This is a genomic window from Psychrobacter sp. CX10 (assembly GCF_057621575.2).
The window spans coordinates 2432840-2448723 of record NZ_CM177736.1 but is presented as its reverse complement, the minus strand read 5'-3'; the positions used below and the strand labels follow the sequence as shown (position 1 = coordinate 2448723).

At 38.7% G+C, this 15884-nt stretch carries 15 protein-coding genes; 14 read left to right on the top strand and 1 reads right to left on the bottom strand.

The features are described from left to right. Positions 1–232: 232 nt before the first annotated feature. The 12 genes from AC21OH_RS09875 (at position 233) to AC21OH_RS09820 (ending at position 13123) form a co-directional block, all read left to right on the top strand. A complete protein-coding gene (locus AC21OH_RS09875; protein WP_487370012.1) occupies positions 233–1363 on the top strand; it encodes a metal ABC transporter solute-binding protein, Zn/Mn family in 1131 nt (376 codons plus the stop codon). A gap of 288 nt (positions 1364–1651) precedes the next feature. Next, positions 1652–2101 carry an ATP synthase subunit I gene (locus AC21OH_RS09870; protein ID WP_487370011.1) on the top strand — a complete coding sequence of 150 codons (450 nt, stop codon included), beginning with the start codon at positions 1652–1654 and terminating at the stop codon, positions 2099–2101. Positions 2102–2478: 377 nt separating this feature from the next. After that, positions 2479–3345, top strand: a complete 867-nt coding sequence (atpB, locus tag AC21OH_RS09865; RefSeq protein ID WP_486536565.1) for a F0F1 ATP synthase subunit A — start codon at positions 2479–2481, stop codon at positions 3343–3345. A 37-nt stretch (positions 3346–3382) separates the two neighbouring features. Next, the gene (gene atpE / locus AC21OH_RS09860; protein WP_007394515.1) at positions 3383–3628 is read left to right on the top strand and encodes a F0F1 ATP synthase subunit C; all 246 of its coding nucleotides are present in this window, start codon (positions 3383–3385) and stop codon (positions 3626–3628) included. A gap of 105 nt (positions 3629–3733) precedes the next feature. After that, on the top strand, positions 3734–4204 hold the full coding sequence (locus AC21OH_RS09855) for a F0F1 ATP synthase subunit B (RefSeq protein ID WP_486536566.1): 471 nt from the start codon (positions 3734–3736) through the stop codon (positions 4202–4204). Between the two features lie 295 nt (positions 4205–4499). Then, entirely contained in the window at positions 4500–5078 is a 579-nt protein-coding gene (locus tag AC21OH_RS09850) for a F0F1 ATP synthase subunit delta (RefSeq protein ID WP_487370010.1), read from the top strand. Between the two features lie 164 nt (positions 5079–5242). Next, positions 5243–6787 carry a F0F1 ATP synthase subunit alpha gene (atpA, locus tag AC21OH_RS09845; RefSeq protein ID WP_486536568.1) on the top strand — a complete coding sequence of 515 codons (1545 nt, stop codon included), beginning with the start codon at positions 5243–5245 and terminating at the stop codon, positions 6785–6787. An 87-nt stretch (positions 6788–6874) separates the two neighbouring features. Further along, positions 6875–7753: a F0F1 ATP synthase subunit gamma gene (atpG, locus tag AC21OH_RS09840; RefSeq protein ID WP_486536569.1), complete on the top strand. Its 879-nt coding sequence runs from the start codon at positions 6875–6877 to the stop codon at positions 7751–7753. A gap of 66 nt (positions 7754–7819) precedes the next feature. Then, positions 7820–9253, top strand: a complete 1434-nt coding sequence (gene atpD, locus AC21OH_RS09835) for a F0F1 ATP synthase subunit beta (protein WP_486536570.1) — start codon at positions 7820–7822, stop codon at positions 9251–9253. A gap of 183 nt (positions 9254–9436) precedes the next feature. Next, positions 9437–9853, top strand: coding sequence for a F0F1 ATP synthase subunit epsilon (locus tag AC21OH_RS09830; protein WP_486536571.1), 417 nt, complete (start codon positions 9437–9439; stop codon positions 9851–9853). Positions 9854–10346: 493 nt separating this feature from the next. Then, on the top strand, positions 10347–11063 hold the full coding sequence (locus AC21OH_RS09825) for a response regulator (protein WP_486536572.1): 717 nt from the start codon (positions 10347–10349) through the stop codon (positions 11061–11063). Between the two features lie 368 nt (positions 11064–11431). Then, on the top strand, positions 11432–13123 hold the full coding sequence (locus tag AC21OH_RS09820) for an ATP-binding protein (RefSeq protein ID WP_487370007.1): 1692 nt from the start codon (positions 11432–11434) through the stop codon (positions 13121–13123). A gap of 200 nt (positions 13124–13323) precedes the next feature. Here the strand turns inward: AC21OH_RS09820 and AC21OH_RS09815 are convergent, their stop codons facing one another. Beyond that, complete coding sequence (locus AC21OH_RS09815; protein WP_487370006.1) at positions 13324–14757, bottom strand: ATP-binding protein; 1434 nt, start codon at positions 14755–14757, stop codon at positions 13324–13326. A gap of 120 nt (positions 14758–14877) precedes the next feature. On the opposite strand from AC21OH_RS09815, the gene rpsP reads away from it, so the two are divergent. Both rpsP and rimM read left to right on the top strand, forming a co-directional pair. Further along, the gene (rpsP, locus tag AC21OH_RS09810) at positions 14878–15141 is read left to right on the top strand and encodes a 30S ribosomal protein S16 (protein ID WP_486536575.1); all 264 of its coding nucleotides are present in this window, start codon (positions 14878–14880) and stop codon (positions 15139–15141) included. Between the two features lie 117 nt (positions 15142–15258). Next, positions 15259–15789, top strand: a complete 531-nt coding sequence (rimM, locus tag AC21OH_RS09805) for a ribosome maturation factor RimM (RefSeq protein WP_487370005.1) — start codon at positions 15259–15261, stop codon at positions 15787–15789. Positions 15790–15884: the final 95 nt, after the last annotated feature.

Below are 15884 nucleotides of genomic sequence, written 5' to 3'. Positions count from 1 at the left end.
CTTGATATAGGGTTTAAATATTTTAAATTTTAATAGTACGGTATTTGAAAGATAAGGGTATTTAAAAATACAACATTCTAAAAAAACTTCTTAACTGTTTTAATGTTATAGTATAACATATCAAATTCAAGATTATCATTAGAGTATGCGAAACCATTTATGAGAAATCATATATAAAGTAGTATAAAAATTAAATCGCTTAATTATAAATTTAAACAAAGTAGAGTGCCTTATGCAGATTACTATATCGACGACTATGCCGACGACTCAACACACACCCTATCCGCCACGTATTGCGCACAAAATATCTATATTATGGACGACTTTAGCTGTGTCATGCCTATCACTCGTTCTAACTGCCCCAGCAATTGCGGCAACGCAGTCAGCCGAAGACTCAGATCATCATGAACACTCGCTTCATCATGAGCATACAGAAGAGCATAATCATACAGATCACCTTTATGAACAGCATCATGGTCAAAGTAAACTTAACAGTCAAAATGTCAAAGGGTATGGTCATGTCTCAAAACTGGACCTTAGCGAAGTAGCTGACGTACCTGAGCACATACGTAATAAAACCCAAATTGCGATAAGTAACTACCCGTTATTTCTAATTAGTGAAGCGGTGACTCAAGGCGCACCCTCAGGTAAACTGTTGTTAAACGCTGGTAGTGTAGGGCATCATGGCAGCTTAAGTCCTACTGGATTTAAAACGGTAAAAGACAGTCGCTATGTAGTGTGGTTCGGTGAAGCGCTTGAATCAAATTTAGTTAAACCACTGTCCAAAAGCAATAATACCATCAGTTTATTTAAGCTAAACGCTTTTAATCGGTTGCCACTGCGTGATGTACAAGGTCAAAAAATAGAGGGCACGATGGATCCCCATATCTGGTTAGATCCTGAGAATGCAAAAGCGATTGCACGCGCATTAGGGGCTATCTATAGTCGCGCTAATCCGCAATATAAAGAAACCTATTTACAAAATGTACAAAAGTTTTCAAGTGATATGAATGCCGCAGTGGCTAAAGTAAAATCCAATAGCATAAAGCAAAAGCCTTACTGGGCTTATCACGATGCCTATGGCTACATAGAGCCCACTTTGAACCTCAAGATGATAGGCGCTTTAACAGCTGACCATCATATGTCGCCCAAAGCAGGACAATACCATTGGCTCAAGCAAAATAAACCTCATGAGAAAATGTGCATGATTTTACAGTCTTCTAATAATGATGGCGCGCTCGCAAAACTAGGACCTGTGGTAAGTACCGTACAGCAAGAAGATATGAGCGACGCCACTGATTTTGTATCAGGTTGGCTTAACTTAGGTAAAGATATCAATGCGTGTATAAATCAAAGTGGCTAATTCAAAGTGGCTAATTCAAAGTGGCTAATTCAAAGTGGCTAATTCAAAGTGGCTAATTCAAAGTGGCTATGCTGCAATTGAGTTGCAGTCGAGCCTTAGAACAAACCTTAAATAAGTCTTTGACAGGCCTTCAAAGCAGCCCTAAAAGTAGTGCCGGCTTAAATACTGTCTCATTTTCTATCATTTACATAGATACTCATAAAAATTATTCAGTAAAGGTTGTTTTTTTTCTTGCTTTACTATAAAGCCATCACTATAATAGTCGGCGATTTATATTGTAGAAATGCCATGCCATCTCATTCAAAAACGCCATTACGTGCGTCTGAAAGAATACAACAACAACGACTTAAGTTACGACGACAATCTAAGATAAGAACCAGTGTTCTTATCTTAATTATAATAGTAGCCTGTTTAATCGATATCTTATTCTATCGGAGTGACGCGGCAAACACTATAAATACTGGGTTTGTAGTTACCAAAAGTGTTGCTTTAGGCGCATTAATTAATTGGGTAGCCCTAACCGTGTTTATTTGGTTTGTATTCAGATACACGGGTGCTAAATCAAAACACAATATAGTCGGGCAGTTATACCTTGGGCAGATCATAAAGTGGGTCATCATACTGATAGGATTTGGTGTGGTATTTATGACTGTTAAGTCGTTAATGCCTGCGATGGTAATAGCTGGTTTCCTAGTAATGCAGTTTGCACACTTTGTAGCCTTATGGAAATTTGCTTAACGAACGCCTGATAAGGTTTATAGTAACCGCTTTATATTATAATAATTATAGTTTTTAGTAGTTTATACGTTTTGCTTATATCAAATTTCACAGTAATGAACACTATAATAGTTGTTAATTTGGTGCAGAATTAGTGTATGATGAGAACATATTTTATAAGCGCTTTTAAAGCTATTCAGCATTTTTAAAACAAGCGTTAATTAAGACAGTTCACATCTTAAATCTATATATATACTATTAGATTATTGTACAAAGCACTTAATATCTAAACAAATAAATGTTCATTTAAATATAAAATTTAATTAGCCAAAAGTTTTTATAAATATTTTTTGCTAATTAAATTATTGGTTAACACACTCTGATAAGAAGCTAAGATTATGGCATCTGAAATAACCTCGACTGATTATATCGCTCACCATTTGACCAATTGGACATTTGGCTATTTACCTGGCGAAGGTTGGAAAGTTGCTCATACCGCTCAAGAAGCTGGTGAGATGGGCTTTATGGCCATCCATCTAGACTCAATGCTTTGGTCAATCGGTTTGGGTATTCTGTTCTGTGCGCTATTTTGGTTTGTTGCAAAAAAAGCAACCTCAGGCGTACCAGGTAAATTACAATCATCGATTGAAATGATTGTTGAATTTGTAGATACAAATGTTCGTGATTCTTACAGTGGCACATCAAAATTAATCGCACCATTAGCGCTAACTATATTTGTATGGATTTTCTTGATGAACCTGATGGATTTAATACCCATCGATTATATACCAGTATTGGCGCAAAAAATTGGCGCTGCTATGGGATATGATCCACATCATGTATACTTTAAGATTGTGCCAACTACTGATCCTAACATTACATTAGGTATGTCATTTTCAGTATTTGCGTTAATTATATATTACAGCATTAAAGAAAAAGGCATTGGCGGCTTTGTAGGGGAGCTAACGCTTCATCCCTTCAGTGCTAAGAACCCAATAGCAAAAATTATTTTAATCCCAATCAACTTCATCTTAGAATTTGTAACCTTAATTGCTAAACCAATTTCACTTGGCCTACGTTTATTCGGTAACATGTATGCAGGTGAGTTGATTTTTGTATTGATTGCCTTAATGCCATTCTGGATTCAATGGGCATTATCAGTACCTTGGGCTATTTTCCACATATTAATTATTACTCTTCAGGCGTTCGTATTTATGATGCTAACGATAGTTTACCTATCACTTGCTTCACAAACCGAACATTAATTAAAGTTTTTTTTCTAAAGTAAATGAGGATACATCAATGGATCCAGTATTAGGTGGTTACACAGTTATCGCAGTTGCATTACTAATCGGTTTTGGTGCTTTAGGCACTGGTATTGGTTTTGCTATCTTAGGTGGTAAGTTTCTAGAAGGCGTAGCACGTCAGCCTGAGCTTGGCTCACAGTTACAAACTCGTATGTTCATTGTCGCCGGCCTACTAGATGCGGTACCAATGATCGGTGTTGGTATTGCGATGTTACTATTATTCGCTAACCCTCTAGCTTAATTTAAACATCAGTGGCCCCTGTTGATCATTCGCAAGTATTTGGGATGATTTATCAGATAGCGAATGGTCAATAATACTGATTTTTATTAATAAAGAGGTGATCGTGTGAATATTAATCTTACCCTTATCGGTCAGTCTATAGCGTTTGCAATATTTGTATTATTTTGCATGAAGTTCATTTGGCCTGCACTTATGGGTGCAATCGAAGAACGCCAACAGAAGATTTCTGAAGGTCTTAATGCAGCTGAAAAAGCAAAAGCTGATTTAGCGAATGCTGAGCAATCAGTTGAGCAAGAGCTAGCTACTGCTAAAGTTAAAGCAGCTGCATTAATCGAGCAAGCAAATAAAAGCGCTAACCAGCTTATCGAAGAAGCAAAAGCACAAGCAGAAGTTGAAGGTGAACGTATCCGTCAACAGGCTCGTGAATCTATCGATCTTGAAATTAATCAAGCTCGTGAAGGTTTACGCAGTCAAGTTTCAGAGCTTGCAGTACTGGGCGCTGAACAGATTCTAAAAGAAAAAGTTGATGCACAGCAGCACGCTAGAATGCTAGAAGATTTAGCAGCTAAGCTATAGCATTTCATCAATTTAGACATTGAAGCGTTATAATTTTTTAGACGTATTAATTAAAGTTAGACGTATTAATTGAAGTTAAATGGTATCAGTTGATTAGTATCTATTTATTAGTTCAAACGATTCCTTAAGTTGTATTCTAAAGGGATTAATGAATAGATAAGTTCTATAAACTGTCTAAAACAGATCAATAGCTAAATTAATTGATTGGGAATTAGGTTATAACTTTGTCTACTACTGACTTTTTACAAGTTCGTTTTAATACAGTTTTTATAAACTATATGGCTAAGAGGACATAATGGCTGAATTATCTACACTAGCGCGACCCTACGCCAAAGCTGCATTTGATTATGCGCGTGACAATACTGTCATTGGTGAATGGGAAGATTTCCTTCAGTTCGCAAGTAGCGTGGTTGGTGATTCTACTTTTGTAAAAATGCTTGATAATCCTGCCATTTCTTCTGATCAAAAAGCAGATGCATTAGTAGGCATCTATGATGATCATGTTTCATCAAATTTAGATCAATCGGTTAATAAGTTGACTACAGCCACAACAGAAATTAAAAACTTTGTGCGTCAGCTTGCGGATCAAGAGCGTTTGCGCTTATTACCTCAGGTATTACAGCAATTTCGTTTGTATCGTGCCAAGGAGCTTAAACAAGTCGATGTACACATTACATCTGCCTATCCTTTAGAGGATGCTCAGCGCACTATGATTCAGCGCCAATTAGAACAATCTCTTTTTGCCTCTATTAATCTCCATGAAGATGTAGATCCCAGTTTGTTAGCGGGAGCTACCATTAAAATCGGCGATAAGCTTGTTGATGATTCGGTGCGTGGAAAATTAAAACAGCTAAAAACACAGTTAACTGCTTAACGTAAACTTAGTAATACAATAAGAATTTATTTAAATTCTCATTTAGTACGAATAAGTGAATTCTCAATTAAAGCTTACATACATTTCTTATATTTTTATAAAAAGTTGTTAAGCTAAAAAATTCGGCGAGTAAGCAGGCAATCACAAATTAAAGGAACAAGGCAATGCAACAATTGAATCCAGCAGAAATCAGTCAACTGATTAAGCAGCGAATTCAAGACCTTGATACAAGCGCAACCGCTAAGAATGAAGGCACTATTGTCAAAGTATCTGATGGTATTGTACAGATTCATGGTCTTGAAGATGCAATGTACGGTGAGATGATTGAGTTTGAGGGTGATGTCTATGGTATGGCATTAAACCTTGAACAAGACTCCGTAGGCGCAGTTGTATTAGGTGATTTCTTAGGTCTACAAGAAGGCCAAAAAGCTTACTGTACAGGTCGTATTTTAGAAGTCCCAGTAGGCCCAGAGCTATTAGGACGTGTTGTTGATGCACTAGGCAACCCAATCGATGGTAAAGGTCCTATCAACGCTCAGCTAACAGATAAAGTTGAAAAGATTGCACCAGGCGTTATCGCTCGTCAATCTGTTGATGAGCCAGTTATGACAGGTTATAAAGCTGTTGATACCATGATTCCTATTGGACGTGGTCAACGTGAGCTCATTATTGGTGACCGTCAAACTGGTAAAACTGCTTTAGCTATTGACGCGATCATCGCTCAGAAAACCTCAGGCATTAAGTGTGTATACGTCGCTATCGGTCAGAAACGTTCTACCATTGCCAATGTGGTACGTAAGCTTGAAGAAACTGGCGCCTTAGAGTACACCACAGTTGTTGTGGCATCAGCTTCTGAACCTGCTGCGCTACAATATATCGCACCATATTCTGGTTGTACGATGGGTGAATACTTCCGTGATCGCGGTGAAGATGCACTAATTGTATATGATGACCTATCAAAACAAGCAGTAGCCTATCGTCAGATTTCACTACTACTACGTCGTCCACCAGGACGTGAAGCTTATCCTGGTGATGTATTCTATCTTCATTCACGTCTACTAGAACGTGCATCACGTGTAAACGCTGATTATGTTGAAGAGTTCACCAATGGTGAAGTAAAAGGTCAAACAGGTTCTTTAACTGCACTACCGATTATTGAAACACAAGCAGGTGACGTATCTGCCTTCGTACCTACTAACGTAATCTCTATTACTGATGGTCAGATATTCTTAGAATCTAGCTTATTTAACTCAGGTATCCGTCCTGCGGTAAACGCTGGTATATCAGTATCTCGTGTTGGTGGTTCTGCTCAAACCAAGATTATCAAGAAGCTCTCAGGTGGTATTCGTACTGCGCTGGCTCAATATCGTGAACTTGCGGCATTTGCTCAGTTTGCCTCTGATCTTGATGATGCGACTAAGCAGCAGTTAGATCATGGTGAACGTGTTACAGAATTAATGAAGCAAAAACAGTATTCGCCTATGTCTATTGCTGAACAAGCCGCTGTAATTTATGCGTCTAACGAAGGCTACTTATCAGACATTCCTGTTGAAAAAATTGGGGATTGGGAAGAAGCTTATCTTCGCTATATGCATGACGAACATGCTGATCTTATGAAAGAGATCAATGAAACGGCAAACTATAACGATGATATCGCTGGCCGTTTGAAAGCTTCAGTTGAAACCTTCTTAAAAGATCATACTTATTAATTAGGTTAGGTTGCGATAAGATGGCTTATCGCAACTTTTAGAATTTAAGTGTAACTCTCATTTAAACCCCGCCGATTTGGAAATGCTATGGCAAGTTTAAAAGAAATTCGTGCTAAAGTGACGAGTATCAAAAGTACGCAGAAGATTACGCGTGCGATGCAAATGGTTGCAGCTAGTAAGATGCGCCGTGCGCAAGAGCGTATGGAAGTCGGTCGTCCTTATGCGGATAATATGCGCCGTGTAATCTCACATTTAGTGAATGCCTCATCAGACTATAAACATTCTTACATGACGAATCGACAGGTTAGTCGTATCGGTTATATTGTAGTAACCTCTGATCGCGGCCTCGCAGGAGGTTTAAACATCAACTTGTTTAAACAATTGACGACACATGTAAAAGAGTACCAAGATCAGTCTGTCGAGTCAGAATTTGCAGTCATAGGCTCTAAGGGTGTAAGTTTCTTTAAGAGCTTTGGTGGCAATGTAACGTCCGCTGTCACAGATTATGGTGATAATCCCACATTTGAGCAATTAAACGCTCCTGTGCAAGCGATGCTTGAGGATTACAGCCAAGGTCGCTTAGATCGTATTTTTGTGGTCTATAATAAATTTATTAATGCCATGACGCAGCAGCCTATTGTAAATCAGCTCGTTCCATTACCTGATGATGCAATTGATAAAGATTCAGGTATTCGTGCTGAGACCAATTGGGATTATATTTACGAGCCAGATGCCAAATCGTTGATTGATGGTTTACTTGACCGTTATATTGAATCTATTGTCTATCAGGCGGTTATGGAAAATATAGCATCAGAGCAATCTGCACGTATGGTAGCCATGAAAGCAGCGACAGATAACGCTGGCGATCTTATTAATGATTTACAGTTAGTATATAACAAGCTGCGTCAAGCAGCGATTACCCGAGAGATTTCGGAGATTGTCGGCGGAGCTGCTGCTGTTTCGTAATTAGTTAACTTTTTTTATAAAGCATATTTTATAAAGCCCATATTTTAGAAGTTCAAGGAGAACGCTATGAGTAGCGGTCATATAGTACAGATTATTGGCGCAGTAATTGACGTCGAATTTAACCGCACTGATGTACCTCAGGTATATGATGCGTTAGTTGTAGATGGTACCGAAACTACGTTAGAAGTTCAGCAGCAGTTGGGTGATGGTGTTGTTCGTACTATTGCAATGGGTTCTACTGAAGGTCTTAAAAGAGGCCTCCCCGTAACCAATACCGGCGCACCTATTACGGTTCCTGTTGGTGATGCAACACTAGGTCGTATTATGGACGTATTAGGTCGTCCGATTGATGAACAAGGTCCAGTTAATGCTGAAGACCATTGGTCAATTCACCGTCAAGCGCCATCGTACGATGCGCAAGCAAATAGCACCGATCTTCTAGAAACAGGTATCAAAGTAATTGACTTACTTTGTCCGTTTGCTAAAGGTGGTAAAGTTGGTTTATTCGGTGGTGCCGGTGTTGGTAAAACCGTTAACATGATGGAATTGATTAACAACATCGCACTTAAGCATTCTGGTTTATCAGTATTTGCTGGTGTCGGTGAGCGTACTCGTGAAGGTAACGACTTCTATCATGAGATGCAAGAAGCAGGCGTTGTTGATGTAGAGAATTTTACTAATTCAAAAGTTGCGATGGTTTATGGTCAGATGAATGAGCCACCAGGTAACCGTTTACGCGTTGCTCTAACGGGTTTGACAATGGCTGAGTATTTCCGTGATCAGACTGATGAGACCGGCAAAGGTAAAGATGTATTATTATTTGTTGATAACATCTATCGTTATACGCTAGCTGGTACAGAAGTGTCTGCACTTTTAGGTCGTATGCCATCTGCTGTTGGTTATCAGCCAACACTAGCAGAAGAGATGGGTGTTCTACAAGAACGTATTACATCAACTCAAACGGGTTCTATTACTTCTATCCAAGCCGTATATGTACCAGCCGATGACTTAACTGATCCATCACCAGCGACTACCTTCGCTCACTTGGATGCAACTGTTGTACTAAGCCGTGATATTGCCTCACAAGGTATTTATCCAGCGATTGATCCTCTTGATTCAACTTCTCGTCAGCTTGATCCGCAAGTGATCGGTGAAGAGCATTATAATGTTGCTCGTGGTGTTCAAGAAGTACTACAGCGCTATAAAGAGCTTAAAGATATTATCGCTATTCTAGGTATGGATGAGTTATCAGAAGAAGATAAGCTAGTCGTTTATCGTGCACGTAAGATTCAGCGCTTCTTGTCTCAGCCGTTCCATGTTGCAGAAGTATTCACTGGAGCGCCAGGCAAATATGTATCATTACGTGATACCATCGCAAGCTTCCGTGATATCTTAGATGGTAAGTACGACGACTTACCAGAGCAAGCGTTCTATATGGCTGGTGGAATTGATGAAGTGGTTGCCAAAGCTGAAGAGATGAAAGCTAAATCTGCGGCTTAATATCCTATACCTATAGCTCATTTATAAATTTAATAAGGTATGACACAATAAATTTATTGCGTCATACCTTCCAATAATTTTCTTTAAATAGATAAGAATGACTGGTTTTATTTACTTTAAAACTATACAATTCTCAAAACTATACTGAATTTGCAAGTTAACGAGTTAATGACGGAGAGTCGCATGGCAACTTTACAATGCCGAGTAGTAAGTGCTCGCGAAGAGATATTTGCTGGTGAAATCAATATGTTGATTGCGACAGGTAGTGAGGGTGAAGTTGGTATCTTAGCAGGTCATACGCCGCTTATAACGCTACTTAAGCCAGGCTCATTAAGAGTGCAATTAGCAGATGGTACAGAAGAAGTAATTTACGTTTCAGGTGGTGTTCTTGAAGCACAGCCTAAATTAGTCACTGTTTTGGCCGATACGGCATTACGAGCGCATGATTTAGATGAAGCTAAAATTATTGAGGCGCGCAAGAAAGCAGAACAAATGCTTGAGAATCAATCTGAGACGCTACAGACAAATGCTGCAATGGCTTCACTTGCAGAATCGGTTGCTCAGTTACAAACTATTAGAAAATATCGCAACCGTGCTTAACGATTGTTCTAGTAGTCTAGAATTGTAGCTAATATCTATGAGAGTTTATTTATATAAATATATGAGCAGCCTTTAAAGGTTGCTTTTTTTATGAGCTAATTTTAAATGTACTGCAATCTGTTCATGATTTCTTTAATTTGAATATTCCTTCTTTAATTTGCGTATTCCACTTTAATTTAAATATACATTATAGAGTAACAGATACCATCGTAGCTTTTATATTACTATACGAAGTTTTAAAGACGGCTAGATTCAAAAACAACATCCATTTAGAGCAGTTTAATTTTGTTTTAGTTATATCAGACTTATATCCATGCTATTTAGTTATATACTTTTGTTTCAAGCATGATTATTATAGAGCTTAAGGATATTTATTGGTTATACTGTCATATAATCTATATAATAATTATTAAATAGTGTAGTTGATAATAAACAGTATTGTTGTGATAGAGGCAATCAAAGTACCTACTAAAATATGTTTTGAGGAATAATAATGTCTAATATTGATGAAGAACAAACCCCAAGAATTTTAATTGTAGAAGATGATGAGCGTTTAGCAATGCTAACGCAGGACTATTTAGTAAAAAATGGTATGGATGTCGCTATTGAAACCGATGGTAATCGTGCTATTCGACGAATCATTAATGAGCAACCTGATTTAGTTGTTTTAGATGTGATGCTACCAGGTAGTGACGGTTTGACAGTTTGCCGTGAAGTCCGTCCACACTATCATAGTCCTATTTTGATGCTTACTGCACGTACTGAAGATATGGATCAGGTATTAGGATTAGAGATGGGAGCCGATGATTATGTCGCAAAACCTGCTCAGCCACGTGTCCTACTTGCTCGTATACGTGCACTATTAAGACGTTCGGACAATGCCCCTTCTGAAGAAGTTCCTCAGCGATTAGAGTTTGGTGAGTTGGTCATTGATAATGGTGGACGCTCCGTAACCCTTAATGAAGAATTGGTCGACTTCACTAGTGCGGAATATGATCTACTTTGGTTATTAGCTTCTAATGCGGGACGTATCTTATCACGTGAAGATATTTTTGAGCGTTTACGCGGTATTGAATATGACGGACAAGATCGTTCAATCGATGTTCGTATTTCTCGTATTCGTCCAAAAATTGGTGATGATCCTGAAAATCCCAAACGTATCAAAACGGTACGTAGTAAAGGCTATTTATTTGTCAAAGAAGGTAACTAGTCGCCTACCTTATCTGATAACTTAAGGATGCGAATTAAAAGTTAATATAAAGGCTTTTAATTAAGTTACTTTCAATATATATTACTGTAAAACCAGCCTTAGGCTGGTTTTATCATTTCAACTGTCTTTGAAGTCTCGGTAGCAGTATATAATAGTGTTCAATGTAAAGACTATCTAGAATTTCAGATGATTCACTTGGGTAAATAATCTAAAGTTCAATCAATAAATTAGTTAATTTGCTACATAAACTCAATAACAATCTACAATAGTTTATACGGCTTAACTTGCAATTTGTTATAAACTAAACAATCTTAAGATCCATTAGACCATCACGATCCATTAGACCATGACGTTCCATTAGACCATCTATGCCAATATTCTCGTCATTAAAACACAGTATTTTTCTACGTATATATGCTGGGTTATTACTGGTTTGTCTTTTTGTTGCTTTATTTGCTCAGCTTTTAGTAGACACCATTAATAAAGAACGCATCCAAGCTTACCGAGAGAACATGGCCACTGGTGCTATGTATTTGGTAAGCTCAGGCCTCAAACAGCAACCTAACGATGATCAACGTGAGGTATGGTTAAAAGACATTAGCCAACTTTTCGGAGACGATTTCAATATCCAGTCTGAAACAAGTATTGACTTTAAAGCCAGTGAATTAAAACGCTTGGAAGATGAAAAAACTGTACTACGATATAATATGCAGCCAGCGTATGCTGATGTTTTTCACCCTATTGAAGATGAAGATAATGTTATCACGGTCCGTGTTACCAAGGTCACTCAGCAGCAAGTACGAGCCATGGCGGTTTTGTTATTAAATGATCTGTCTTACTTTGAAAGTATAGATGGCAAACGCCAACGCTTACGTGAAATGTCAGAACGCTTTGCTTTTCCGTTAAGTATAAAGCACGTTAATAATATGGACCTAGATGAGGATCAACTGCGCCGATTGCACAGTGATGAAGTCATTATCTTATTCAAGGACAGTACGCTTTCAGATGACTCTTCGATTAAGATAATATCCCCATCAGAAATTAAAAATATGGTCGTTGTCATCGGCCCAGTTGGACTCTTCAAATGGTTTCCTTTTAATTTAATTATTAGTGTGGTACTGATCAGCATGTTTTTGATTAGTTTGGGTGTTTATGCGCTTATTTTCCCCCTTGAGCGTAAATTACAGCTGATACAGTCAGGGGTGAATGAAGTGGGTGATGGTAACCTTGATACGCGTGTTCAAGTAGTTGGACAGGATGAAATAGCTAAGCTTGCGGCAACTTTTAATACGATGACTGAGCACATAAAGCGGCTTATTGAATCGCAACGTGAGTTAACCCGTGCGGTATCACATGAATTAAGAACCCCAGTTGCTCGTATTCGCTTCGCTGTTGATATGCTAGCAGATACCGAAGATGAAGAGTCTCGTCATATGCAGCGCGATTATATTGATGAGGATATAGAGTCGCTAAATGGCTTAATTGATGAAATTCTAACCTATGCCAAGCTTGAGGAAGGCTCCCCTAAACTTGACCTTGAATCTATTGATCTAAAAGAATTAGTGGATCAGATCGTTCGGGAAACCAACGCTTTAGGCAAACCTATAGAAGTAGTAGGCCTATCATCGACCTCAAAATTTACTGCCGTAGCAGACCGCCGTTACTTACACCGCGTAGTCCAAAACCTTGCCGGTAATGCTTTAAGATATGCTGATTCTAAGATTATTATCAGTTGTGGCGTTCGTAAGGGTGAAGCGTATGTCAGAGTGGAAGATGATGGGCAGGGCATTCCTGAAGAAGATCGAGATAAGGTATTTGTCCCCTTTGCACGTTTGGACGACAGCCGTACCAGAGCGTCAGGGGGTTATGGCTTAGGACTATCTATTGTATCGCGTATTGCATTCTGGTTTAACGGCACAATGTCAGTTGATGAAAGTCCGAAACTAGGCGGAGCAAGATTTACCATGCGGTGGCCGGTACGCCCATTGACTCAGACCATTTCAGCTGACCTGCTTACTCAAGAAAAAGGCGAGAAGAAACTAATTGAAGATGAAGATTAATACTTAACTTATTCTAGTTATATCTTTAATGCAATCTTTAATGCTTACATTCTAATCAGCTAGCTAATTTTAATTAAAGTGTTGTTGATGCCGCAATACAGCTAAGCTATTTCAAAACAAAGCTATGTCAATAAAGAAGGCTATTTTCAAAGTAGGCTATGTTCAAAGTAGGCTGTGTTCAAAGTGATATGGAAAACCTACTATGTGTCAGCTGTTTTGTCTGACGAAAGGGCCTTTGAAACAAGGGGTAATCGAACACAAACTTGTAACCCTCCTTCGGGGTGATTAATCGCTTCTACCGTGCCATGATGAAGCGCTGTGATTCGCTTCACTATCGCTAATCCCAGTCCACTACCCTGAGTTGTACGTGCTGTTTCACCGCGCTCAAAAGGCTGCATAATACGCTCTAAGTGTTCATGCGCCACGCCAGAACCACAATCGCGTACACAAATTATTAATTGCTCTGTTGCTTTTCGCACCATACCCGGGGTTGCTATAGATTCTTCATCATCATAATCAATCTCTGATGAGGTGAAGGTGGGCGTTACGGTTGCTGTCATGTAGATAGGCGGTTTGCCATACCGCTGCGCGTTAACCACTAGATTGATAATGAGACGTTTGATTGATAAAGGTCTTATAGCGACCTTGCGCAAACCATCAGTTTGATAGATAAATTCCATGGGGGAAAACTGAACCATAACTTCTTTAAAAATAGCATCTAGATCAGTGACGCGGACGGGCTCATCAGACCCATCTTTCATAAAAGAGATAAATTGCTCCAATATCGCATCCATATCTTCAATATCATAAACCAACCCTTCACGTAAAAATTCATCAGGCAACATTTCTGCGGTTAAGCGCATACGCGTCAGGGGGGTTCTCAAATCATGAGAGATACCTGCCAACATAATCGTACGCTCCTTTTGAGCCTGATTAAGGGTACTAAATAATCGATTAAAAGCCATATTTACTCGGCGTATTTCAGTCGTTCCTGTATTTGTTGGTAACGTTGTGGCGCTACCTAAACGGATGTAATTAGTGGCTGCCTGTTGGAGTTTTCGTAGGGGGCGATTTAGTTGTCTTACTAATAATAAGATAGTGAGTAAGGTAAATAAGGGGATACCTAAGATAAAAAATATTAGGGAGCTTGGGCTATATTGTGCATAAAAAATGACAGGTTCTCTTATCCAAAATTCTGGATGCTCAGTATCTTTTACCCAAAGCTGCGGCGTGGGTTTGAATTTGAAATAAACCACACTCTCATTGCCAATCTGCTCATTTATTTCTTGTTGAATAATATCTGTGAAAAATCCGGCCACCGCTTTATTAGACACATCTGGAAACTGGCTAGGATCTTCTACCACTGTGATATGGTTATTGGCTAAAATCCAATTCGTAACCTCTTGGTTGTCAGCCCAACGTTCACGGGTAGCACTAATGAGCTTAATTTCTGTTGATAGATAGCGCGCATGGTTCTTAAGCTCTGGAAGATATAAACTACGCCAAAAAAACCAAATGGAGACCACCACACTCAGGGTCACCATGAACATAACAGCTAGGGTGGTTTGCCACGTATTAGAGTAGGGTTTTAAACGTAGCTTCGAGAAAAAAGAGTGTTTAAAAGGGGAGTTCATTATTTAATCGCTTATCATATTTAAAGTGTTTACAATTAAACCCGTTAAAAGGTTTTCAAATAAAGAGTATTCTGATATAATTATGCCCTTTTTGGTATACCTACGTAAGAGAGAGACATTATGGTTGTAATTCGTTTAGCACGGGGCGGTGCCAAAAAACGCCCATTCTATCAAGTTGTTGTAGCAGATCAACGTCGTTCACGCGATGGCCGTTACATCGAAAACATTGGTTTTTACAACCCTTTAGCTAAAGGTCAAGAAGTTGAGCTTCGTTTAGATATGGAAGCATACAATGCTTGGATCGAAAAAGGCGCACAGCCTTCTGATCGTGTAAAATCATTAGCAAAAGGTTATAAGCCAGCTGTTGTTGATGAAACTGCTTAATTTACTGCGTTACTGATATGAGAGTATATCTTATCAACGCAAAATTTTAAGTAAATCTTTATTAGTTAGGCTGTTAAATAGCTAGCTATGATAGATTGCTGTCTGTGAGTATGCTTTATGACAACCCCCAATGCTGATAGTCTTATTAAAGTAGGACAGCTTAAAAAACCATACGGCATAAAAGGCTGGTTATGGGTTTTTAGTGACACCGAGAAGCGTGAGGAGATTTTTGAATACTCACCATGGTGGATGAAAACAGCCTTAGGTTTCAAACCTTTGACTGTTTCCCAGTGGCGCAAACAAGGTTCAGGTATTGTGGCTCAATTTGAGCAAGTCCCTGATCGTAATATTGCAGAAACCATGAATGGGGTTAGCATTTGGATTGATAAAGACAGTCTGCCCGATACTGATGAAGATGAGTACTATTGGTCTGACTTAGTCGGTTTGCGTGTTATAAATATGCAAGAAGAGTGTCTTGGTATTGTTAGAGAGCTGTTTGAAACGGGTGCGCATCCTATTCTAAAGGTGACACCTAGTCCTGATAGTATCGATGATGAACCGCGTATGATACCTTGGCATAAGCAAACGGTTGACGACGTTGATTTAACGTCTGGATATATGGTTGTTGATTGGGAAAAAGATTTTTAATTTGATTTAATCTTTTAACCGATAATAATTCAGCTATTTAATTAGGCAGTTTAACGACTCAGTTACATATATAGCGACTGAAATAAGTTTAAATG